Source organism: Actinomycetota bacterium, from assembly GCA_040905475.1.
Classification (GTDB): Bacteria; Actinomycetota; AC-67; order AC-67; family AC-67; genus DATFGK01.
In genome coordinates this window covers 61,828-84,344 of sequence record JBBDRM010000100.1, presented here as the reverse complement: position 1 = coordinate 84,344, position 22,517 = coordinate 61,828, and the positions used below count along the sequence as shown (strand labels likewise).

Genomic DNA, 22,517 nt, shown 5'->3' with positions numbered 1-22,517 from the left:
GCGGGGCTCGTGCCCTGGCTGCCGGGCAGGTTGCGCCCAATAACGAGAACGTGTTCTAATTTCGCCGACGTGGGCGAACTCGGGTTCTGGAACCTCGCGCAGGCCGATCCTTCGCGCTTGGCGCTCGTCGATCCCGAGGGGGTCGAGGTCACGGCCGGCGAGCTGCTCGCCGAGACGAACCGCCTCGTTCACGGGCTGCGTGCGCTCGGCCTGAACAAGGGCGACACCGTCGCGATCCTGCTCCCGAACTCGATCGCCGCGGTCGAGGCCTACCTCGCCGTCATGCAGGCGGGCTGGTACCTCGTGCCGATCAACTACCACCTCACGGCGCCGGAGATCGCGTACATCCTCGAGGACTCCGAGGCCAAAGCCTTCATCTCCGAAGCGCGATACGCCGACGCCGCGCACGCCGCGGCCGAGGAGGCGAGCTTCCCGACGGACGCGCGCTTCGCGGTCGCCGGAGACATCGAAGGCTTTCGTCCTTACGCCGACGTGAAGGCCGGCCGGCCGGACGCCATGCCCGAGGACCGGGCGACCGGCGACATCATGAACTACACCGCCGGAACGACCGGCAGCCCAAAGGGCGTTCGCCGTCCGGGGAGCCCTTTCGACCCCGACACCAACGCCGAGCTGAACGGCTTGTTCCTGATGCTGTTCGGCATCCAGCCGAAAGACAACAACACCCACCTCGTCGTCTCGCCGCTGTACCACACGGCCGTGCTGCGTTTCGCGTCGAGCTCCCTGCACATGGGTCACAACGTCGTGCTGATGGACAAGTGGACCCCCGAGGGCACGCTCGAGCGCATCGAGCGTTACAAGGTGACGAGCTCGCACATGGTTCCCACGCAGTTCCACCGTCTGCTCGCGCTCCCGAACGACGCGAAGGACACCCGCGATCTCGGCTCGCTGCGCTACATGATCCACTCGGCCGCGCCGTGCCCGATCGAGACCAAGCGCAGGATGCTCGACTGGTGGGGCCCGGTGATCTACGAGTACTACGCCGCCACCGAGGGCGGCGGCACGCTCGTCACGCCGGAGGAGTGGCTGAAGAAGCCCGGCACGGTCGGGAAGCCGTGGCCGATCTCGCAGGTCTCGGTGCTCGACGACGACAACAAGCCCGTCCCGGCGGGGACGCCAGGCACCGTGTGGATGAAGATGGGCGACTACACCTTCGAGTACCACAAGGACAAGGCGAAGACCGACAAGACCTGGAATGAGGGCTTCTTCACCGTCGGGGACATCGGCTACCTCGACGAGGACGGCTACCTGTTCCTGATGGACCGCAAGATCGACATGATCATCTCGGGCGGCGTCAACATCTATCCCGCCGAGATCGAGGGAACGCTGCACCAGCACCCCAAGGTCGGCGATGCCGCCGTGTTCGGCATCCCGCACGACGACTGGGGCGAGGAGGTCAAGGCCGTCGTCGAGCCGTCGGCCGGCATCGAGCCGGGCCCGGCGCTCGAGCAAGAGCTGACCGCGTTCCTCTCCGACCGTCTCGCGAAGTACAAGATCCCGCGCACGATCGACTTCATCGCCGAGATTCCGCGCGATCCCAACGGCAAGCTCTACAAGCGCAAGCTGCGCGACCCGTACTGGGCCGGACGCGAACGGGCGATCTGAGCCATGAGAGCGGGGGCGGGCGACACCAAGGTCCTCACGGCGCTCCACGTCCTCGAGTATCCGTACAAGCGAAGCGTCGGCCGGGTGATCGGTCGGTTCCTGACCGGCCTGCGCGACAAGAAGCTCGAGGGCATCCGCGGGAGCGACGGCCGCGTGATCGTCCCGCCGGTCGAGTACGACCCGCAGACCGCCGCCGAGCTCAGTGAGTTCGTGGCGGTCGGCCCGTCCGGCGTCGTGACGACGTGGGCCTGGATCGCCGAGCCGCGCCCCAACAATCCGTTGCAGAAGGCGTTCGCGTGGGCGCTGATCCGCCTCGACGGCGCCGACACGGCGCTGTTGCACGCGGTGGACGCCGGCGACGAGACGAAGATGACGACCGGGATGCGCGTGAAACCGCGCTGGCGCGAGGAGCGCACCGGCCACATCCTCGACATCGAATGCTTCGAGCCGGAGGCGTGATGTCCGATCCGGTCGAGATCATCCAGACGCCGATCCGGCTCGAGTACAACTACACCCCCGGCGTCGCGCGGTCGCGATTCTTGAACGGCCTCGCGGAGGGCCGCATCCTCGGCGAGCGCTGCGAGCGCTGCCACAAGGTGTACGTGGGCGGCGGCAGCGGGGCGTGCCCGCGCGACGGCATCCCGATGACCGAAGTCGTGGAGCTCCCGCACGTCGGGACCGTCACGACCTTCTGCGTCGTCAACGTGCCGTTCGCCGGCTCGACCGTCGAGATCCCCTACACGACCGCCGCCATCCTGCTCGACGGCGCCGACATCCCGCTGACGGCCTTGCTGCAGGAGGTCCAGGCGGCCGACGTCCGCATGGGGATGCGCGTCGAGGCGGTCTGGGTGCCCGACGCCGAACGGGGACCGACGGGGGACTCGATCCGCTACTGGCGCCCGACCGGAGAGCCCGACGCGCCGATCGACGACGTGCTGAAGAGGATGCGCGCCGATGCGTGACGTCGCCGTGGTGTCCTTCGCGCAATCGACGAGCGTGCGGAACAACGCCGTCCAGAACGAGGTCGAGATCTTGATGCCGGTGATCCAGAAAGCCGTCGCCGACTCGGGGATCCCATCGAAGGAGATCGGCTTCACGTGCTCGGGCTCGGCCGACTACCTCGCCGGTCAGCCGTTCGCGTTCGTGTACGGCCTCGAGGCGATCGGCGCCTGGCCGCCCGTCCGCGAGTCACACGTGGAGGCCGACGGCGCGTGGGCGCTGTACGAGGCGTGGGTGCTATTGCAAGAAGGCGTGATCGACTCCGCGCTCGTCTACGGCTTCGGAAAGTCCTCCCCGGGGCAGGTGCGCGACGTGTTGACCCGACAGCTCGACCCGTACTACCTCGCGCCGCTCTGGCCCGACGCGATCTCGCTCGCCGCGCTGCAGGCCCGCGCGCTGCTCGAGTCGACCGACCACACCGAGCGAGAGATGGCCGAGGTGGCCGCGCGTAGCCGCCGCGACGCGAAGGCCAACCCGAACGCGCAAGTGACCGGCGACTTCGACGCCGAGCAGATCCTGGCCGATCCCTACATCGTGTCGCCGCTCCGCAAACACGACTGCGCGCCGATCTCAGACGGAGCCGCGGCGGTCGTGCTCGCCGCGGGGGACCTGGCGCGGAAGGTCTCGAATCGACCCGCGTGGATCCGCGGCATCGACCACCGCATCGAGCCGCATTATCCGGGCGTGCGCGACCTGACCCGCTCCCCCTCGACCCGCAAGGCCGCGGAGGTGGCCGGCGCGCTCGAAGGAGAGATCGACGTCGCCGAGCTCTACGCGCCGTTCACCCACCAAGAGCTGATCCTGCGCGACGCGCTCGGGCTCGCGAAGCCGAACGGAACCAAGATCAACCCCTCCGGCGGCGCGCTCGCGGCGAACCCGATCATGGCCGCCGGGCTGATCCGGATCGGCGAGGCGGCGACGCGGATCTCGAACGGCGAAGCGAACCGCGCGCTCGCTCACGCGACCTCCGGCCCGTGCCTGCAGCAAAATCTGATCTGCGTCCTGGAGGGCGAGTAGCGATGGAGCGCACCGCGATCGTCGGGATCGGCCAGACGAAGCACGACACCGCGCGCGAGGACCTTTCGATCGCCGGGCTCGTGCGCGAGGCTGCCACCCGCGCGCTCGACGACGCCAACATGGGCTGGTCCGACATCGACGCGGTCGTCGTCGGAAAGGCGCCGGACATGTTCGAGGGCGTCATGATGCCCGAGCTCTACCTGGCCGACGCGCTCGGCGCCGTCGGAAAGCCGCTGCTCCGCGTCCACACGGCCGGCAGCGTCGGCGGGTCGACCGCGGTCGTTGCCGCGCACCACGTCGCGTCGGGTCTCTACGAGCGGGTCCTCACGGTCGCGTTCGAGAAGCAGTCCGAGTCCAACGCGATGTGGGCCCTCGCGCCGAAGATCCCGTTCCAGCCGACGCTCGTCGCCGGAGCCGGCGGCTACTTCGCGCCGCACATCCGCGAGTACATCCGCCGTGCGAAGGCCCCCGACCACATCGGGATCGAGGTCGCCGTCAAGGACCGCGTGAACGGCATGCGCAACCCCTACGCGCACCTCCGGATCCCCGACATCTCGTTCGAGAAGGTCGCCGAGTCGCCGATGCTATGGGATCCGATCCGCTTCCTCGAGTGCTGCCCGTCCTCGGACGGCGCATGCGCGATGGTGCTCACCAGCGAGCGGTACGCGGCCACCGGCAAGAACCCGGCGGCCTGGGTGCGCGGGACGGCCGTGCGCAGCGAGCCGCTCGGGATGGCCGGGCGAGACGAGGTCAACCCGCGCGCCGGCCGGGATTGCGCCGCCGACGTCTACGCGCAGGCCGGGATCACCGACCCTCGCGGCCAGATCGACCTCGCCGAGGTCTACGTTCCGTTCTCGTGGTTCGAACCGATGTGGCTCGAGAACCTCGGCTTCGCCGATGAAGGGACCGGGTGGCAGCTCACCGACAAGGGCGTGACCGCTCTGGACGGCGACCTGCCGATCAACCCGTCCGGCGGCGTGCTCTCGTCGAACCCGATCGGCGCGTCCGGCATGCTCCGCTTCGCCGAAGCTGCGATGCAGGTCCGCGGCCAGGCCGGCGAGCATCAGGTGGACGGCGCGCGCCTCGCCCTCGGTCACGCGTACGGTGGTGGCTCGCAGTTCTTCGCGATGTGGATGGTCTCGAGCGAAAGGCCGTAACCATATGAATTTCACCTTCACCGACGAGCAGGAAGAGCTTCGCCGAACGATGCGGCGCTTCCTCGAGGACAAGTCGCCGACGACCGAAGTCCGCCGCCTCATGGAGACGCCCGGCGGTTACGACGAGTCTGTCTGGAAGCAGATGGCCGCCGAGCTCGGCCTGCAGGGCCTCCACATCCCCGAGGAGTACGGGGGACAGGGCTTCTCGTTCGTCGAGCTCGGGATCGTGCTCGAGGAGATGGGCCGGTCGCTGCTCGCCGCGCCGTTCCTGTCGAGCGTGTGCCTGGCCGGCAACGCGATCCTCGATCTCGGCTCCGACGCGCAACGCAAGGAGTTGCTGCCCGGTATCGCGTCCGGCGAGACGATCGCCGCGCTCGCGTTCGCCGAGCCCAACGGCCGTTGGGACGCGACCGGCGTCTCCTCGACCGCGCGCAAAGAAGGCTCCGACTGGATCCTGAACGGCACGAAACGCTTCGTGGTCGACGGCGGGATCGCTTCCCTGCTGATCGTCGCCGCCAGGGCGCCCGAGGGCGTCGGCCTGTTCGTCGTCCCCGGCGACGCGGGCGGGCTGACCCGCGAGGCGCTGCCGACACTCGACCAGACCCGGAAGCAGGCCAGCCTGGAGCTCCAGAACGTGCGCGGAACCGCGCTTGGGGACATCCCCGCGTCGCTCGACAAGCTGCTCGACCACATCTCCGTCTGCATCGCGGCCGAGATCGTCGGCGGCGCGCAGCGCTGCCTCGACATGGCCGTCGACTACGCGAAGAACCGGGTTCAGTTCGGTCGCCCCATCGGCCAATTCCAGGCGATCAAGCACAAGTGCGCCGACATGCTCCTCCAGATCGAGTCGGCGAAGACCGCCGCCTACTACGCGATGTGGGTCGCGGCCAAGGATGACGACGAGCTCCGTCTGAGCGCGCCGCTCGCCAAGGCGGTCGCCTCGGACGCCTACTTCTTCGCCGCCTCGGAGAACATCCAGGTCCACGGCGGCATCGGATTCACCTGGGAGCACGACGCGCATCTGTACTTCAAGCGTGCGAAGTCCTCCGAACTGCTGTTCGGCGACCCCGTCTACCATCGGGAGCTGCTGGCAACCCGGCTCGGGATCTGAAAGGACAAGCTGTGGGACGGCTCGACGGCAAGGTCGCGCTGATCTCCGGTGGCTCGCGTGGCCAGGGCGCCACCGCTGCTCGCCGGTTCGTCGCCGAGGGTGCCCGGGTCGCGCTCGGGGACATCCTCGACGACGAGGGCAAGGCGCTCGCCCAGGAGCTGGGCAACGCCGCGATCTACACCCATCTCGACGTTACGAAGGAGGACGACTGGGTTTCGGCCGTCAAGGACGCCGAGCAGTCGTTCGGCCGCCTCGACGTCCTGCTCAACAACGCCGGCATCCTCAAGTTCGGCAAGCTCGAGGACTCGACCCTCGAGGACTACATGCAGATCATCAACGTGAACCAGGTCGGCGTGTTCCTCGGCATGAAGGCGGCCGTGCCGGCCATGAAGCGCGCCGGCGGCGGCTCGATCATCAACATCTCCTCGGTCGAGGGATTGCGCGGCCTTCCGCGTCTCACCGCATACACGGCCAGCAAGTTCGCCGTCCGCGGGATGAGCAAGTCCGCCGCGGTGGAGCTCGGCCGGCACAAGATCCGCGTCAATTCCGTCCACCCGGGCTTCATCGATACGCCGATGACCCGCGCGCAGGGCCTGCAAGACATCGACGTCGACAAGCTGTTCGAGTCGGGTATCCCGCTCCGTCGCGCAGGGGTCCCCGACGACATCGTGAACATGGTCTTGTTCCTCGCGTCCGACGAAAGCTCTTACTGCACCGGCGCCGAGTTCGTCGTCGACGGCGGCGCGACGTCCTTCGTGGGGTGGGGCGGACACGTGCCCCGATTTGGGTAGCCGGACGTGCGCGTCGCCTATTCCGACGAGCAGATCGCGCTGCGCGACGAGCTCCGTGCGTACTTCGCGAAGGTCCTGACGCCGGAGCTTCGCGCGGAGCTGGGCCCGCGCGCCGGCGAGCAGATGGGGCCCGCCTACCGCCGCGTCGTCCGGCAGATGGGGGAGGACGGCTGGCTCGGCCTCGGATGGCCGAAGGAGTACGGAGGGCAAGGTCGCTCGTTCATCGAGCACCAGCTCTTCATCGACGAGTGCCGCCGCGCCGACATGCCGTTCCCGTTCGTAACCCTAAACACCGTCGGCCCCACGCTGATCCAGTACGGCACCGAGGAGCAGAAGCAGCGCTTCCTCCGGCCGATCCTTCGCGGTGAGATGCATTTCGCGATCGGCTACACGGAGCCGGGCGCGGGAACCGACCTTGCGTCGCTCCGTACCCGCGCGGTCAAGGACGGCACCGGCTACGTGATCAACGGCCAGAAGATCTTCACGACGGGCGCGCACGACTCGGACTACATATGGCTCGCCGCGCGCACCGACACAGAGGCTCCGAAGCACAAGGGCCTCACGATCTTCATCGTCCCGACGTCACACGACGGAGTGAAGATGACCCCGATCGAGACCATCGACTACGGGCGGACGAACGCCGTCTATTTCGAGGACGTGCGCGCCACGGCCGACGCGATCGTCGGCGGCGAGAACGAGGGGTGGGGGCTCATCACCACGCAGCTCAACCACGAGCGCGTCGCGCTGGCATGCTCGGGCAAGGCCGAGCAGCTCCTCGACGACGTGCTCGCGTGGGCGGCCCAGACCACCGCGTCCGACGGCGGCCGCATCATCGACCGCCCCTGGGTGCAGATGACGCTCGCCCGAACGCGCGCTCGGCTCGAGGCCTTGAAGCTGCTGAACTGGCGTCTCGCCTGGGAGCTGACGAAAGGGATCCTTAACGCGGCCGACGCGTCGGTCGTCAAGGTCTACGGCACAGAGCTGTTCGTCGAGGTCTATCGCAGCCTCATGGAGGTCCTGGGCGAAGCGGGCGAGATCCGTCACGGTTCTCCGGGCGCGGTGCTGGGCGGCCGCGTCGAGATCATGTACCGCTGGGCATACGTCGTTACGTTCGGCGGCGGCGTCAACGAGGTCCAGCGCGACATCATCGCGACCGCCGGGCTCGGGATGCCGAGGAGCGGCCGGTGAGCAAGACCGCGGACCGCCGCACCGAGTCCGAGCGCGAGGATCTCGTCGAGCGGCTGCGGTCCTTCGTCGGGCGGCGGGCCGGGCCGCAGTTCACCTCGCCGGACCCGGTGAACGAGTCGATGATCCGCCATTGGTGCGAGGCGCTCGGTGACGCCAATCCTTCCTACACCGATCCCACGTTCGCGAAATGGTCGGTCCACGGCAGCATCGTCGCGCCTCCGACGATGCTGCAGGTTTGGACGATGAAAGGTCTCAAGCCTCCGCCGTCGCCCGACAACGCGCAGGCGGAGCTGATCGCGGCTCTGGACGAGGCCGGATTCACCTCGATCGTGGCGACGAACTGCGAGCAGGAGTACCTCCGCTACCTGCGGCCGGGCGACCTCATCACGTCGACCACGATCATCGAGTCGGTCTCGGAGGAGAAGCGCACCGGTCTTGGGCCCGGCCACTTCTTCACGACGCTGACGACCTGCTGCGACGCGACCGGCGAAGTCGTCGGGCGCATGATGCAGCGCTACCTGAAGTTCCGGCCGGAGGCCGCGGCCGTCCCGCCGCGAACCGGGCGGCGCCCGCGGCCGGCGATGAACCAGGACACCCGGTTCTTCTGGGACGGCACGGCGCGACGGGAGCTCCTGATCCAGCGCTGCTCCGCGTGCAATACCCTCCGGCATCCGCCGCGGACGATGTGCGGCGCCTGCGGCTCGTTCGAATGGGATGCGGTCCGGGCGAGCGGCCGAGGAGAGGTCTTCTCGTACGTCGTGGTGCACCATCCGCCGGTGCCGGGGTTCGAGATGCCCTACGTCGTCGCGCTCGTGGCCCTGGAGGAAGGGACGCGGATCGTCACGAGCATCGTCGGGGTAGAGCCCGGCGAGGTGCGCATCGGCATGCCGGTCGAGCTGGACTTCCTCACCATCGACGACGCGGTCACGTTGCCGGTCTTCAAGCAAAGGAGCTGAGCCGTGGATCTGGGTTTCAGCGAGGACCAGGAGGCGCTGCGGGACCTCGCGCGTCAGATCCTCGGCGCGCACACGACGACCGACCGGCTGAAGCAGGTCGAGGCCGATCCCGATCGCTTCGACCGATCACTTTGGGCCGAGCTCGCCCGCGCGAACCTCCTCGGCGTCGGCATCTCCGAAGACCACGGCGGGATCGGCGGCGGCCTCACCGAGGTCTGCCTTCTGCTCGAGCAAGCCGGCGCGGCGGCGGCGTCCGTGCCGCTGTGGCCCGCCCTCGTCCTCGGCGCGCGAACGATCACCCGCTACGGGTCGCCGTCGCTTCGATCCTCGCTGCTGCCGCGTGTTGTCTCCGGGGACGCCGTCCTAACCGCCGCACTCGCCGAGCCCGACTCAGATGACCCGCTACGGCCGGCGACGACCGCGACCTGGGAGGGCGACGCGTGGCGACTCGAAGGCGCGAAGATCGCTGTGCCCGCCGCACATCTCGCCGAGCGGGTCCTCGTCCCCGCGCGGTCGAACGGCGGCGTCGGGATCTTCCTGCTCGACCCGCGCTCGGGGGGACTGACCCTCGAGCGGCAGTCCGCAACCAGCGGCGAGATCCTGTCGATGCTCACCCTCGACGGCGCCTCGGTGCCCGAGGACGACGTCCTGGTCGAGCCGGGAACCGACCCCGCCGCTCTCGGGTGGCTCCACGACGCGGCGCTCACCGGCCTCTGCGCGCTTCAGGTCGGCATGGCCGAGCGCGCGCTGCACATGACGGCCGAGTACCTGTCCGGCCGCGAGCAGTTCGGGCGGCCGCTCGCGAAGTTCCAAGCGGTCCAGCAGCGGGCCGCCGACGCCTACATCGACGTGGAGGCGATGCGGTGGACGATGTGGCAAGCCGCGTGGCGCCTCGACGAGGGGCTGCCGGCGACGGATGAGGTCGCGATCGCCAAGTTCTGGGCGGCCGACGGCGGACACCGCGTGCTCGCCGCCGCGCAGCACCTTCACGGCGGGATCGGCGTCGACATGGAGTACCCGTTGCATCGCTACACGCTCGGCGCGAAACATGTCGAGCTGATGCTCGGCGGCGCCGGCCGGCAGCTCGCGCGGCTCGGTGCCGGGATGGCTTCGGGAGGGGAGCGGTGATGCGCACGCTCAGCCCGAGCGACGTGACGGTCGGCGACGAGCTTCCCGCGAGCGAGATCCCGATCACCGCGACCCTCATCGTGGCGGGCGCGCTCGCGTCGCGAGACTTCCAGGACGTCCACCACGACGCCGCGCTGGCGCGGCAGCGCGGGGCCGGCGACATCTTCATGAACATCCTGACGACCAACGGATTGGTCGGACGCTTCGTCACGGACTGGGCCGGACCCGAGGCCATCCTGCGCAAGGTCGCCATCCGGCTCGGCTCCCCGAACTACCCCGGCGACGTGATGCGCCTCGCCGGCCATGTCACGCTCGTCGAAGGGGACGACGTCGAGGTCTCGATCCGCGGCACGACCGGCCTCGGGGAGCATGTCTCCGGAACCGTCCGGCTCACGCTGGCGGGCAAGGACCGCGCATGAGCCTCGCCGGACGCGCCGCGATCGCCGGGATCGGCCAGACCGAGTTCTCCAAGGAGTCCGGCCGCACCGAGATGCGCCTCGCCGTCGAGGCGGCCTCCGCCGCGCTCGCCGACGCCGGGCTCAGCCCCGCCGACGTCGACGGGTTCTGCACGTTCACGATGGACTCGAACGAAGAGATCGAGCTCGCCCGGAACCTCGGGTGCGGCGACCTGAGCTTCTACAGCCGGATCCATTACGGCGGCGGAGCAGCATGCGCCGTTATCCACCAGGCGGCGATGGCCGTCGCGACCGGCTCGGCCGAAGTCGTGATCGCGTACCGGGCACTGAACGGCCGCTCCTGGCGCCGATTCGGTTTGAGCATCCACGACAAGCCGACGGCCGAGCTCATCCACTACAGCTGGTACACGCCGTTCGGCCTCACGACGCCGGCAAGCTGGGTCGCGATGTTCGCGCAGCGATACATGCACACCTACGGCGCGACGAGCGAGGACCTCGGGCGCGTCGCCGTCGCGCATCGCGCGTTCGCGGCAACGAACCCGGACGCCTGGTTCCACGGGAAGCCGATCACCTTGGAGGATCATCAGTCCAGCCGCTGGATCGTCGAGCCGCTCCGCCTGCTCGACTGCTGTCAGGAATCCGACGGCGGCGTGGCCGTGGTCGTCACGAGCGCCGAGCGCGCGAAAGACCTCCGCCAGACCCCGGCGATCATCCGAGCAGCCGCGCAGGGCTCCGGCGCGGGCCAGGAGGAGATGACGTCCTATTACCGCGACGACCTGACCCACCTCCCCGAGGTAGCCGCCGTCTCGCGGCAGCTCTGGCGGCAGTCGGGCCTCACGCCGGCCGACATCCAGACAGCGGTCATCTACGACCCCTTCACGCCGTTCGTGCTCTTGCAGCTCGAGGAGTTCGGCTTCTGCGGCCCGGGTGAGTCGAAGGACTTCGTGCGTGACACGGGCATCGGCCCGGGCGGCAGGCTTCCGATCAACACCAACGGCGGCCAGCTGGGGGAGGGATACATCCACGGCATGAACGGCGTCGCCGAGGGCGTTCGGCAGATCCGCGGCGCCGCGGCCAATCAAGTGCCCGACGTGTCCAACGTGCTCGTCACCGCCGGCGTCGGCGTGCCGACGAGCGGGATCGTTCTATCGAGGGAGTGATGATGCGCTTCGACGAGCCCGAGCATCTCGCAGCGGTACGCGCCGAGGCGCGCGCCTGGCTGGAGGAGAATTGGCCGGCGTTCAACGCCGAGCATCCCGACACCGGCGTGCCGAACCCGGCACGGTCGCGCGCATGGCAGCACCGCCTTGCGCAAGCCGGATGGGGTGCGCCCTCGTGGCCGGCGGAGTTCGGGGGGCGCGGCTTCGGCCCACTCGAATCCACCATCTGGGGCGAGGAGAAGGCTCGCATCGGTGCGACGATCCCGTTCAACGTGGTCGGCTTCGGGATGGCCGGGCCTACCGTCATCGCGCACGGCTCGCCCGAGCAGAAAGCGCGGTACCTTCCGCCGCTGCTCAACGGCGACGAGATCTGGTGCCAGCTCTTCTCCGAACCCGGTGCCGGCTCGGATCTCGCGTCGCTGTCGACACGAGCGGTCCGTGACGGCGACGAGTGGGTCGTCAACGGTCAAAAGGTTTGGTCCTCGCTCGCTCACGAGGCGCACTACGGCCTGCTCCTTGCGCGGCACGACTTCGACGTGCCGAAGCACAAGGGCCTCGTCTATCTGATCGTCGACATGTCGTCGCCCGGCGTCGAGGTTCGCCCCCTCAAGCAGATGGACGGCAACTCGCACTTCAACGAGGTCTTCCTCAACGACGTCCGCGTGCCGCACGCCGACCGGCTGGGCGAGCCGGGCGACGGCTGGCGGATCGCCATCACTACCCTCATGCACGAACGCATGTCGATCGGCAGTGCGAGCGGCGGCTACACGTTCCCCTTCGAACGTCTCGTGCAGCTGGCGCGGGAGCGGGCGCCGGACGGGATCGATCCGCTAACACGGGACGCGCTCGCCCGGGTCTACACGCAGGGTCGGATACTTGCACTGCTGAACGCCCGGATCCTCTCGAAGCTCGGCCGCGGGCAGATCCCCGACGCTGAAGGGTCGATCGCGAAACTCGTCCTTGCGAACCTCGTTGGACAGACCGCGATGGTGGGTATGCGTGTCCTTGGGCCCGATGGAAGCGTTATGGGAGAAGAAGGAGTCCAACGGGCGTTTCTGGGATGGCCGGCATTCCGGCTGGGCGGGGGGACCGACGAGATCCAGCGCAACCTCATCGGAGAGCGAGTGCTTGGTCTGCCGCGTGATTCCGCACCCGACAAGGACGTCCCGTTCGGGTCGCTGCGCCGATAAGGACGGGTTTTTCGTCCCAGGCCAAATCTGCGAAGTCCTACCATCACCTACCGTGTTCGCGCAATGGTTACGTTCCGGTTCAAAAGCAACCAGAGCGGGTAACCTGACGGCCACTGAGAGGAGTCACGTCGTTAAGAGGGGAAACCAGTCGCGTAAGAGTTTCCTCATGCATTCGCATTAGGTAAGTAGCAGGGTCCTGAGCGGTTTCGGCGAAAGGCTCTGCTTTGGGAACTTGAGTGAAGTTAGTGTGGTTCCGGCGAGGGTAGAAACAAAGGTCGGATTGGTTCGTCGAGGGAGGTTGGAGCAGATGGCAGTACACAGGAGCGGACGGTTGGTAGCCGCCCTGCTGGTCGCCCTACTCGCTATCGCGGTTGTGGCGATCCCGGCATCGGCAGTCCCGTTCGATGAGGCGGATTTCTCCGGCTACGCAACCGGTCAAGTGCTCCACGCAGACGCGCTTCACGCTACCGGCGTGAACGTCGCCAACGTGGAAGAGGCTTGGACCGGCGCGGCCGTCGACTCGAAGGGGTTGACGAGCGCCATCAAGAACGAAGCCGGCCTCGACCGGACCGTGATCGCGGCGCAGCCGACCAAGAAGACGGCCGGCCGCGGCTCGGGCCTCGAGCTCGGGCTTGGTGTCGACGACGACACGGCGAACGATCTCCAGATCCAGATCGCCGAAGCGGCTGCTCCGCCGAACACTTCGACGATGGACGAGCTTCTCGGCCTCCCCGCTTCGCCGATCGCGTACGCCTCGCTGCTCCGCGGCGCAGCGGAAGCGAACTGGAGCAACTCCAGCACCTGCGTGCTCGGCAAGGACCTCAGCAACGGCCTCGGCTACGCGGCCAACGTCGAGCTTGTCGAGACGGGCACGACCGATCCCGAGGGCGACGGCAACCTGGACGCGCCGCTGATCTCGGTTAACTCCGAGCTTCCGGCCGACCGGCGGGTCGCTCAGTCGTTCTCGCACACGTTCCTCGACGTTCAGCAGAACGCGGCCGGCAACCCGCTCGGTCTGAGGTTCGGTCTCTCGTCCGAGGTACGGATGACGATCGCTCCGGTGACATTGGCGGACGGCGCACTGACGCTCGATTTCCTCGGTGAGTGGGTCCTGCGCGCGACGGCCGGGGGCATCCCCGGCAGCTCGCACATCCACTTCGGTCCCGGCGAGGCAAGCCCCTCGACGCCGATCCTGCGCATCATCCAGGACGGGGAGATCACCGACATCATCACGTTCCAGGACATCCTCGGTGACGAGGGTCTCCCGATCATCATCCCCGGCGTCCTCGAGCTCGTCATCGGCGAGAACCCGCGGGCGATCGGCGGCGACGACACGACCGAGCCTTCGGTCGCGGCGAACGGCACCAGCGCCTCGGCGGCGCTGGACGTCGTCCGCGTCAAGGTGCTCGACGGTGAGGCACTGGACCTCCGCTTCGGTCACATGGAGGTCGCAGCGCAGGTTCCGGTGGGCGGCATCGACTGCGGCATTCCGGTCTCGAAGACCTCGAACCTGAACGGCGTCACGGTCGGCCAGGCGTTCACCACGTCGATCAAGGTCGACAACCCCTTCGGCTGCGACATGACGGTCGTCAAGGTCGTCGACAAGATCACGACCGAAGGTGACGCGAAGTTCCAGGTGCTCAGCACGAGCCCGACAGCCAACCAGGTTCCCGCGGGATCGAATCTCGATTCGGGGACCGTGGTATGGGACAACATCGGTCCGATCGCGAAGGGCGGAAGCAAGACCGTGTCCGTGACCCTTCGCGCGCAGGGCGGCGGTGGCATCATCGAAGACATCGCGACCGCCGCCGCGGTGCTCGGCAACTGCGACGGTGAGGGCGACGGCAGCACGGTCGTGGGCAACTCGCCTCCGCTCAAGGTGCTGGTCGTGCTCAAGGCCAAGTTCCTCCCCGAGACGGGTGTTGGGACCAGCGGAGCCTTCTACGTGGGCGCCCTGAGCCTCCTCAGCCTCGCGGGTGTGAGCATCAGGTCGCTGCGCCGCACGAAGCCGTAGCGCGAAGCCCTGGCAAGCCGCGGAGCCCGGCCGAATAGGCCGGGCTCCCGCCTTCCAAGGGTCGACGCCCGCGAACGTGCGGCGGGCCGGCCCGTTGAGCCGGCCCGCCTTTCCCCGGGCGGGGGGCTCAAGCCAGGTACTTGGGCGCGGTTTCTGCGGCGCCGTACGTGGTGGTGAATTCGACCGGGGTCTTGGATGGGTCGGTCATGGAGATGGCGACCGGCCCCTGGGAGTTGGCCATGAACACCCATCCGTTCGGACCCCAGACCGGCGCGCTCGCGAACTCGGGACTCGGCCATGACCGGATGGAGCTCAGCTCGAGCGTCTTCACGTCCAGCGACCACAGCGTCTGATCCGTCGGGTAGGGATAGCGGTCGCACGTCGCCTCCGGGGCTTCGCAGTGGCTCTCCTCGAGCGTGAAATGTGACGTGCCGGTGACGGCGGCCGTCCGACCATCGGGGGAGAACTTCGCAGCGGCCGTGAGGAAGATGTCGGGCCCGATCCGGCGGGCCTTCTTGGTCTGCAAGTCGACCATGATCAGACGCTGGCCGTTGTTGGTCGCGAGCAGGGCATGACGTCCGTCCGTCGAGGCGTCGAGCAGCGCCGCGTTCTTACGGATCAGCCGCGGCTTGCTGCCCGGCTGAAGGTCGAAAACGCTCGGCGTGTCACCCTCGTAGAGCGTAACGAGATGTGTGAAGCCGGAGGAGATCACCGGACCCGCGAACCACTGACTCTCCATGAGGAGGAGCGGCGTGCGGTCGGCCAAGCTGATCAGCTCGACTCGCATGCGCTCCGAGCCCTGTCCGTCCGTCTGCGAACGACCGACGACGAGTGCGTCGCCGTCTGGGGTCCACGAGAAGCTGCTGACCTCCGTGGCTATGGTGACGGGAGCTCGGCCTTGGGCCGTCGTGACATAGAGAACACGAACTTCGTCGGTGTATGCGATGCGCCCGCCCCTGGGTGATGGCGCGAATTCGAGGATCGAGCCCTCCACCTCGATGCTGTGCTCCGCTCCGGTCGGCAGATCGAGCAGCGTGAAGCCGTGCTCGAGCGCGAACACCGCCCAGCCGTTGGCCGGCTCTCTAAGAACGGGTCCTTGGGGAGCCGGAGACGCGGTCGGCGTCCCCGTCGGTTGCGCCCTGGATCCCGCCTCCGGATCTGGCCGCGTCCCTACGTACACCGCGCCGACGAGCGCCGTCGTGAGCGCGATCGCGATGAGCCGCGAATGAGCGCGGAGACGTGACAACACGGCGCGTCGTCGGCTCTGCGGCTTGCTCGGCTCGACGGATGGGTCGGTGGTGTCGAGACCAGCGTCCGGGATATGAACGATCGGTGCCTCCTCAAGCTCGAGCACCTGGATCGGCGAACGTGCCTTGCCTCTCACCGGTGCCGCGTCGAGAGTTGGGACGCCACACGCCGGACACGGGTCGCCCACGGATACCGTCGTGAGCACATCGCATCTCGCGCACCAGGTCATCTCTACCTCCCACCGTCCGCCCGGGTAGGGCTTGCTTCCACCAGGGTCGCCGTGCAGGCAGATGGCCGGACATGGCCGTTGGTACATCGGAGGAGAAATGCCCGTTGGTTAACCAAGCGCGGTTTCCCCTAGAAAACACGGGGTTCTTTGACTCTTGCCCTCTCCTCGGTTAGCGTTCCGACGGCATCGATACCGGGAGGTGGTTAGTGGCAGACACACTGAATCGCTCGCAACTGCTCAAGACCGTCTCTGAGCGGACCGGCATGGCCCGCAAGGAGGTAGAGCAGGTTTACGAGCACACCGTGCGTACCATCCAGGACGCGGTGAAGTCGGGGCGGAAGGTGGCGTTGACCGGCTTCGGTCGGTTCACCCAGCGCGTGCAGGCAGCGCGCAAGGCCGGCATGGGGAAGAACCCCTTCACCGGCGAGAGCATCAAGATCGCGGCGCGCCCCGAGCGGCGCCTCCCGCGCTTCTCGCCGGCGAAGCAGTTCAAAGAGTACGTGTCGGGCAGCCTGAAGCTCCCGGCGCTCCCCGCGCAGAAGGCTACGGCAGCGCCCAAGAAGGCGACGGCGAAGAAGGCCGCGCCCAAGAAGGCCGCTGCGAAGAAGGGCCCGGCCAAGCGCAAGCGCTAGACGGCTGGGTAGCACTGAGGGCGGGACCCAGTCCCGCCCTCAACCTATTCCGCACATGAGCTACGTCTTCTGGGAGTCCAGGAACTCCCGGATGGCCGCCGTCACTGGTGTGGGTTGCTCCACCGGAGACGCGTGGCCCGCGGCCTCGATCGGGACGTACGGGGCTCCGAGCGCTCGCGCGAGCTCTTCGCCGCGCTCCGGCTCGATCGCGATGTCCTCGAGCCCATGGATCACGACCGCGGGACAGTTGATCTCGCCCAGCCGGTCGTGAACGTCTTCTCGATCGAACACCGCGCGAACGATGGCGTGCTCGCCCTCGATGTCGGCAGACATCAGCTTCTTGCGCCACGCGTCGGACTCCGGCTTCGCCGCGTAGGTGCCGCTGAACAGGAGCGTCAAGAGGATCGACGCGAGATCCTCACTGACTCCGTCGGCGAGCGCGACCTGAAGGAACGCCTCGTACTGCGCGAGCTTGTCACGGTCCTCCTCATGCGCCTGGGTGTCGATGAGAACCAGACCCATTGCGCGATCGGGATGCGCTATCGCAGCACGGATGGACGTCCATCCGCCCGTCGACTGACCGCACCAGTATGCGGAGCCGATCCCGAGCTGATCGCAGATCGCTGCGACCATGTCTGCGTACTGCCAGAAGTCGATGCCGAGCTCGACCCCGGCGCTCTCGCCGTGTCCGGGCATATCGATCGCGACGAGCCGGTAGTGGTCTTTGAGCTCGTCGATCTGACCATCCCACATCGAACGATCCATCAGCAGGCCGTGCAGCAGAAGGACGGCGGGGCCCGATCCTTCGTCCGTGTAGGCGTAACGCCAGCCGTTCAGTTCACCTTGCGGCATAGGTCCTCCGGACGGATCGTCAGAAGCTGACGATGGTGAGGTCGCGGACCTTCGGTTGCGACCGGTCGCCTTCCAGGTTGAACTTCACTCGCTGGCCGATCCGGAACTCGCGGATCCCGGTATCGCGGAAGGCTTGGTGGTCGAACGGGATCTCGTTCTTCGCGTCGTCCAGGATGAGCCCGCTCCTGCTCTGGGCGTTGTACGTCCTTATGGTTCCCTGTGCCATGCGTCCTCCTTGGGCGCGGCTACGATACCGAACGGGACTTGATCGACGCGAGGACGTCGTCGAGCAGATGGAACGATTCGCGGACCTTGGTCGCGTCGCCGAGGAACGTGATGTTCCACGGCACCACGTGTCGCACGCCGACGGCCTCGAACTCCCGGAGTTCGGCCACGATATCGTCGGGCGTGCCGTGCAGCGTGAACTCGTGCGAGATCTCGTCTGGGATCTGGCCGATCGCCTTGAGGGCCTCGTCCTTCGCGAAATGGGTCGGGATGTAGTCGCGGAGGCCTTGGAACTTCGAGCCGAGCGGATGGGAGAAACCGCGCTTCTCGTACTCCTCGCTCGGCAGCACCAACTGGAAGCCTTTCGGCAGCGTCTCGTTCAGGATGCGGTGTGCTTCCTCGTGGTCGTTCGCGACGACCGTGTACGCCCACAAGCCGGGCGTGAACGTGGAGAGGTCGCGGTCCGCCTTCTCGGCGGCGGCGCGGATCACCCCGAGGCGATGACCGTACTCCTGGGGCGACATCCGGGTCGGGAGCCAGCCGTCGGCGAGACGGCCGGTGATCTCGAGCATCCGCGGGCCGTGTGCGCCCGTCCAGATCGGGGGGAAGACGCCGGGCGTGTACGGGCCCATGCCGCAGACGGCGCGCCGCATGGTCCAGACGTCCCCGTCGAAGTCGACCGGCTCGTCGTTCTCCCACAACAAGCGGATGATCGTTAGGGCCTCCTCGAATCGCGACGCCGGCTTCGAGAAGTCCATGCCGTAGGGGATGATGTTCTCGCCTTCGCCGGCTCCGATCCCGAGGATCACGCGGCTCTTGGAGAAGTGATCGAGCGTCAGCCATTCATTCGCGAGCATGGCCGGATGCCGCCGGACCGGCTCGGTCACGCTCGTGCCGAGGCGGATGCGGTCGGTGTGGGTCGCGGCCGCCGCGATACATGCGACCGGGTCGAAGTAGATGTGCGGGTTCGACTGGAAGTTCGCCAGCGGCGTGACGTCCGCCGTCCAGATCGACTCTGGATGCCAGCCCATCAGATGGTCGGGCCACCAGAGAGCGTCGTAGCCCTTCTGTTCGTTGCGCATCGCCGTCCTCAGTACGCCCTCGATGGGCGGCATGATGTTTCCGGGAGCACCGATCTCCAACGTCATATGACGTCTCCTCGTTCTCGCGAACCGTTCAGCCGGCGAGCCGCAAGCGCGCCGCGATGCCCATGTCCTCGAGCGCACGACGGGTCGCGGGCCCCGGCCCGAGGGCCCACACCGCGGCGAGGGCTTCTGAAGTATCGACGTCGGCGGCCAGCCGGGGCGAGTTCAGGGTGCGGAACGCCGCGCCGGCCGCGGCGGCGGCGGCTTCGTGCGCGGCGCGGCTGGCCGGACCGAACGCCGCCCCGATGACGTCCGCCGGGTGGCGCCAGAGGGCGTTTGTTCCCGAGCCGCCGGCGTCTGGGGCGAGCGCCACGCCGTCCCCCTGCGCGAGCGCGCGAAGGTCTTCCGCCGTCGCGGCCGCGAGGTCCGCCGCCACGACGAGCACGCCGGTCGCGCGGGCCGACACGGCGTCCGCGGTCGCTGCGTCGAGCGAAGCGTTGAGGCCGCGGCCCGGCGCGGGGTCGGGGCGCGGATCGGCGCCGAAGCGCTGTGCGACTACCGCTGCGTCGTTGTCGGACTGAAGTACCCACACCCGGTCGAAGCCGTGTGCTGCAGCTATCACGTCGGCAAGCATGGCGAGGGACAGGCGGCGTCGTTCGTCGGGGTCGAGGGCCGGTGCGAGGCGCTCCTTCGCTCCGGCGAGCGGTTTCATCGGAACGAGGCAGATCCTCATCGGGAAGCACCTTCGAGCCCGTAGGGGCCGTTGCTAGGATGGGCGCGTCTTCCCGGCGACGGGCTCAGGAGGTCGTACGTGGAACCGATGTATGCGTTCGCGCGGGCGCTGCTCTTGCCGTTCTTGAAGCTGTTCTGTCGATGGAGATTGCTCGGCGCACAGAACATCCCCACGTCGGGCCCCGTCATCGTGGCTTGCAACCATATCTCATACTTCGATCCGCTCTGCCACGCGTACATGATCGACCGGGCGGGGCGGAAGTGTCGCTTCTTCGCCAAGGCCGAGCTGTGGAAGAACCCATTCCTCCGGCTGGTGCTCACGCACGCGCATCAGATCCCCGTGGAGCGGGGGAGTGGCGAGACGGGCCCGGTGGAGAAAGCGATCGAATGGCTCGGGCGGGGCGAGCTCGTGATCATCTACCCGGAGGCAACCATCACCACCAACCCGGACCTCACTCCGATGCAGGGCAAGACCGGCGTGGGACGCGTCGCGCTCGCGACCGGTGCGCCGGTGGTCCCGATCGCGGTGTGGGGTTCGCAGTGGGTGCGGCCGAAGAGGCGCAGGCGCTCGAACAAGATGCGGCGGTTGATGGCGGTCAAAGCCGGTGAGCCGATGCGGTTCGACGACCTCAAGGGGCGTGATGACGCCGAAGCCGCGCGCGAGGTTACCGACCGCGTCATGGGGGAGCTGGACCGGCTCGTGCGCGAGTTGCACAAGATCCACCCCGACGGCGGTGCCGTCCCGGAGCTGATCGGCCAGGATGGGTAAGCGGGGGCACCTCGCCGTCGTCGGCGCCGGATCATGGGGGACCGCCTTCGCGACCGTGCTCGCGCGGAACCACCTGCCGACGCTCTTGTGGGCCCGCAGGCCCGAGCTCGCCCGCGAGATCAACACGCGCCACGCGAACGAGTCCTACCTGCCCGGTTGCGCGTTGCCCACGACCTTGCGGGCGACCGCGGATCTGGAGGAAGCAGTCGGGCGGGCTTCCGTCGTCGTCGTCGCCGTCCCATCGCACGCCCTGCGCGAGAAGATGAAGGAGATGGGTCCGCTCATCTCGCCGGATGCTTCGGTCGTGAGCCTCACGAAGGGCGTCGAGCAAGGATCGCTCCTACGCATGACCGAGGTCATATCGGAGGCGGGAAACGTCGATCCGGAAAGGACCGGGGCCGTCTCGGGACCGAATCTGGCCAAGGAGGTCGCCCGCGATCTGCCCGGCGCAACCGTCATCGCGTGCGCCGACATCGCCCGCGCCGAGCGGCTCCAGCGACTCTTCCATTGCCGCTCGTTCCGCGTCTACACCAACACCGATGTGTGCGGGGTCGAGATCGGCGGCGCGGCGAAGAACGTCGTGGCGATCGCGGCCGGGATCGCCGACGGGCTCGAGTACGGCGACAACTCCAAGGCCGCGCTCATCACCCGCGGGCTGGTCGAGATCACGCGCTTGGGCGTGAAGCTGGGAGCGAACCCCCTCACCATGGCGGGGCTCGCCGGCGTGGGCGATCTGGTGGCCACGTGCATGAGCCGGCAGAGCCGCAACCGGCACGTCGGCGAGGAGCTCGGCAAGGGCCGAACCCTCGACGAGATCATCGCTTCGATGAACATGGTGGCCGAAGGCGTGAAGTCGTCGCGTTCGATCGCCGCCCTCGCCGGGCGCAACGCGGTCGACATGCCCATCGCCACGCGCGTTCGACGGATCGTCGACGAAGGCGCCGACCCGGCGGCGATGGTCGAGGAGCTGCTGACCCGCGACCCGGAGCCCGAGTTCCTGGGCATCCTGCCAGGGAGCGGATAGTGGACCGGCCCGCATTCGTGGACGTCCTCGCTGCGGCGCGGACGATCAGGCCGTACATCACGCCGACGGCCTTCTACGAGTCGATCTCGCTGGGCAAGATGCTCGGACTCCGGCTGTTCATCAAATATGAGAACCACCAGCCGGTGGGGTCTTTCAAGGTCCGCGGCGCGCTGAACCGCATGCTGGGAGCGGCGAATGAGGAGCGGGCGAGAGGGTTCGTCACCGCCTCGCAAGGGAACCACGGGCAGGGCGTGTGTTACGCGGCTCGGATCGTCGGAGCGCATGCGACCGTCGTGGTGCCCGAGAAGGCCAACCCCGACAAGGTCGAAGCCATGCGCAACCTCGGCGCGGAGGTGGTCACCTACGGCAAGGATTTCGAGGCGGCGGTCGCCAAGGCGTGGGAGATCGCGGCCGAGCGGAAGGCGACCTATCTGCATGCCGCCGACGATCCGTTGATCGTGGCGGGTCACGCAACCGTGGCGCTCGAGATGTTCGCCCATGAGCCCACGCTCGACACGATCGTGTTCCCGATCGGCGCCGGCGGATTGATCAGCGGCTCGGCGCTCGTCGCGAAGACCCTGAAACCGGAGGTCGAAGTCATCGGCGTTCAGGCCGAGCGCACGCCGGGCTTCGTGGAGTCGCTGAACGCCGGACAGATCGTCGAGTGCGCGCCGAACTCGACGTTCGCGGAAGGGATCGCCGTCCGGCAACCTCCGGCCCTGACGTTCGAGATGGTGCGCGACCTCGTCGACGACGTGATCACCGTGACCGAAGAGGAGATGCGGCGCGCCATCATCTTGCTCCTCGAGAAGACGCACAACCTGGCCGAAGGCGCCGGCGCGGCGGGCCTCGCGGGTGTGGTGAAGCTCCGGGAACAGCTGGCCGGGCGGATCGTCGGCACGGTACTGTCCGGCGGAAATCTTCCGTGGCACGTGCTCAACCGCGCGTTGAACGACATCCATTCCTGGTAG

Annotated in this window: 21 protein-coding genes and 1 pseudogene; 17 read left to right on the top strand and 5 right to left on the bottom strand. The window is 68.0% G+C overall.

What is annotated here, in order from left to right; translation table 11 throughout:
- Positions 1-69 precede the first annotated feature (69 nt).
- The 13 genes and pseudogenes from WEB06_11860 to WEB06_11800 all read left to right on the top strand — a co-directional run bounded on the left by WEB06_11860 (position 70) and on the right by WEB06_11800 (position 14,750).
- Positions 70-1,623, top strand: coding sequence for an acyl-CoA synthetase (locus WEB06_11860; GenBank protein MEX2556316.1), 1,554 nt, complete (start codon positions 70-72; stop codon positions 1,621-1,623).
- A 3-nt stretch (positions 1,624-1,626) separates the two neighbouring features.
- A pseudogene (locus WEB06_11855) lies at positions 1,627-2,585 on the top strand (OB-fold domain-containing protein).
- The gene (locus tag WEB06_11850; protein ID MEX2556315.1) at positions 2,578-3,639 is read left to right on the top strand and encodes a thiolase domain-containing protein; all 1,062 of its coding nucleotides are present in this window, start codon (positions 2,578-2,580) and stop codon (positions 3,637-3,639) included. The pseudogene WEB06_11855 and the gene WEB06_11850 overlap by 8 nt, the downstream one beginning before the upstream one ends.
- A 2-nt stretch (positions 3,640-3,641) precedes the next feature.
- Positions 3,642-4,796, top strand: coding sequence for a thiolase domain-containing protein (locus WEB06_11845; protein ID MEX2556314.1), 1,155 nt, complete (start codon positions 3,642-3,644; stop codon positions 4,794-4,796).
- 4 nt (positions 4,797-4,800) lie between these two features.
- Positions 4,801-5,907, top strand: a complete 1,107-nt coding sequence (locus WEB06_11840) for an acyl-CoA dehydrogenase family protein (GenBank protein ID MEX2556313.1) — start codon at positions 4,801-4,803, stop codon at positions 5,905-5,907.
- An 11-nt stretch (positions 5,908-5,918) separates the two neighbouring features.
- Positions 5,919-6,698, top strand: a complete 780-nt coding sequence (locus tag WEB06_11835; protein ID MEX2556312.1) for a glucose 1-dehydrogenase — start codon at positions 5,919-5,921, stop codon at positions 6,696-6,698.
- Positions 6,699-6,704: 6 nt separating this feature from the next.
- The gene (locus WEB06_11830) at positions 6,705-7,886 is read left to right on the top strand and encodes an acyl-CoA dehydrogenase family protein (protein ID MEX2556311.1); all 1,182 of its coding nucleotides are present in this window, start codon (positions 6,705-6,707) and stop codon (positions 7,884-7,886) included.
- The gene (locus WEB06_11825; protein MEX2556310.1) at positions 7,883-8,842 is read left to right on the top strand and encodes a bifunctional MaoC family dehydratase N-terminal/OB-fold nucleic acid binding domain-containing protein; all 960 of its coding nucleotides are present in this window, start codon (positions 7,883-7,885) and stop codon (positions 8,840-8,842) included. The genes WEB06_11830 and WEB06_11825 overlap by 4 nt, the downstream gene beginning before the upstream one ends.
- 3 nt (positions 8,843-8,845) lie before the next feature.
- Positions 8,846-9,970 (top strand): acyl-CoA dehydrogenase family protein, encoded by a 1,125-nt coding sequence (locus WEB06_11820; GenBank protein MEX2556309.1) that lies wholly within the window; start codon positions 8,846-8,848, stop codon positions 9,968-9,970.
- On the top strand, positions 9,970-10,389 hold the full coding sequence (locus WEB06_11815; protein MEX2556308.1) for a MaoC family dehydratase: 420 nt from the start codon (positions 9,970-9,972) through the stop codon (positions 10,387-10,389). The genes WEB06_11820 and WEB06_11815 overlap by 1 nt, the downstream gene beginning before the upstream one ends.
- Complete coding sequence (locus tag WEB06_11810; GenBank protein ID MEX2556307.1) at positions 10,386-11,546, top strand: lipid-transfer protein; 1,161 nt, start codon at positions 10,386-10,388, stop codon at positions 11,544-11,546. The genes WEB06_11815 and WEB06_11810 overlap by 4 nt, the downstream gene beginning before the upstream one ends.
- Positions 11,547-11,548: 2 nt before the next feature.
- A complete protein-coding gene (locus tag WEB06_11805) occupies positions 11,549-12,736 on the top strand; it encodes an acyl-CoA dehydrogenase family protein (protein ID MEX2556306.1) in 1,188 nt (395 codons plus the stop codon).
- Between the two features lie 307 nt (positions 12,737-13,043).
- Positions 13,044-14,750, top strand: coding sequence for a hypothetical protein (locus WEB06_11800; GenBank protein ID MEX2556305.1), 1,707 nt, complete (start codon positions 13,044-13,046; stop codon positions 14,748-14,750).
- A 127-nt stretch (positions 14,751-14,877) separates the two neighbouring features.
- On the opposite strand, the gene WEB06_11795 is transcribed toward WEB06_11800, so the two are convergent.
- Positions 14,878-16,134: a hypothetical protein gene (locus WEB06_11795; protein MEX2556304.1), complete on the bottom strand. Its 1,257-nt coding sequence runs from the start codon at positions 16,132-16,134 to the stop codon at positions 14,878-14,880.
- Between the two features lie 299 nt (positions 16,135-16,433).
- Here WEB06_11795 and WEB06_11790 point away from each other — a divergent pair, with 299 nt between their 5' ends.
- The gene (locus WEB06_11790; protein ID MEX2556303.1) at positions 16,434-16,859 is read left to right on the top strand and encodes an HU family DNA-binding protein; all 426 of its coding nucleotides are present in this window, start codon (positions 16,434-16,436) and stop codon (positions 16,857-16,859) included.
- Between the two features lie 60 nt (positions 16,860-16,919).
- Here the strand turns inward: WEB06_11790 and WEB06_11785 are convergent, their stop codons facing one another.
- The 4 genes from WEB06_11785 to cofC are packed head-to-tail and all read right to left on the bottom strand — an operon-like array spanning position 16,920 to position 19,754.
- Positions 16,920-17,711, bottom strand: coding sequence for an alpha/beta fold hydrolase (locus WEB06_11785; GenBank protein ID MEX2556302.1), 792 nt, complete (start codon positions 17,709-17,711; stop codon positions 16,920-16,922).
- A gap of 19 nt (positions 17,712-17,730) precedes the next feature.
- Positions 17,731-17,937 carry a hypothetical protein gene (locus WEB06_11780; protein MEX2556301.1) on the bottom strand — a complete coding sequence of 69 codons (207 nt, stop codon included), beginning with the start codon at positions 17,935-17,937 and terminating at the stop codon, positions 17,731-17,733.
- 19 nt (positions 17,938-17,956) lie between these two features.
- Entirely contained in the window at positions 17,957-19,084 is a 1,128-nt protein-coding gene (locus WEB06_11775; protein MEX2556300.1) for an LLM class flavin-dependent oxidoreductase, read from the bottom strand.
- 28 nt (positions 19,085-19,112) lie between these two features.
- Positions 19,113-19,754, bottom strand: a complete 642-nt coding sequence (cofC, locus tag WEB06_11770; GenBank protein ID MEX2556299.1) for a 2-phospho-L-lactate guanylyltransferase — start codon at positions 19,752-19,754, stop codon at positions 19,113-19,115.
- An 87-nt stretch (positions 19,755-19,841) separates the two neighbouring features.
- On the opposite strand from cofC, the gene WEB06_11765 reads away from it, so the two are divergent.
- From WEB06_11765 to WEB06_11755, 3 genes are read left to right on the top strand one after another with little or no spacing between them, the layout of a single operon-like run.
- Positions 19,842-20,522 (top strand): lysophospholipid acyltransferase family protein, encoded by a 681-nt coding sequence (locus tag WEB06_11765; protein MEX2556298.1) that lies wholly within the window; start codon positions 19,842-19,844, stop codon positions 20,520-20,522.
- Positions 20,515-21,546 (top strand): NAD(P)H-dependent glycerol-3-phosphate dehydrogenase, encoded by a 1,032-nt coding sequence (locus WEB06_11760; GenBank protein MEX2556297.1) that lies wholly within the window; start codon positions 20,515-20,517, stop codon positions 21,544-21,546. The genes WEB06_11765 and WEB06_11760 overlap by 8 nt, the downstream gene beginning before the upstream one ends.
- Entirely contained in the window at positions 21,546-22,517 is a 972-nt protein-coding gene (locus tag WEB06_11755; protein ID MEX2556296.1) for a threonine/serine dehydratase, read from the top strand. Before WEB06_11760 ends, WEB06_11755 begins: the two co-directional genes overlap by 1 nt.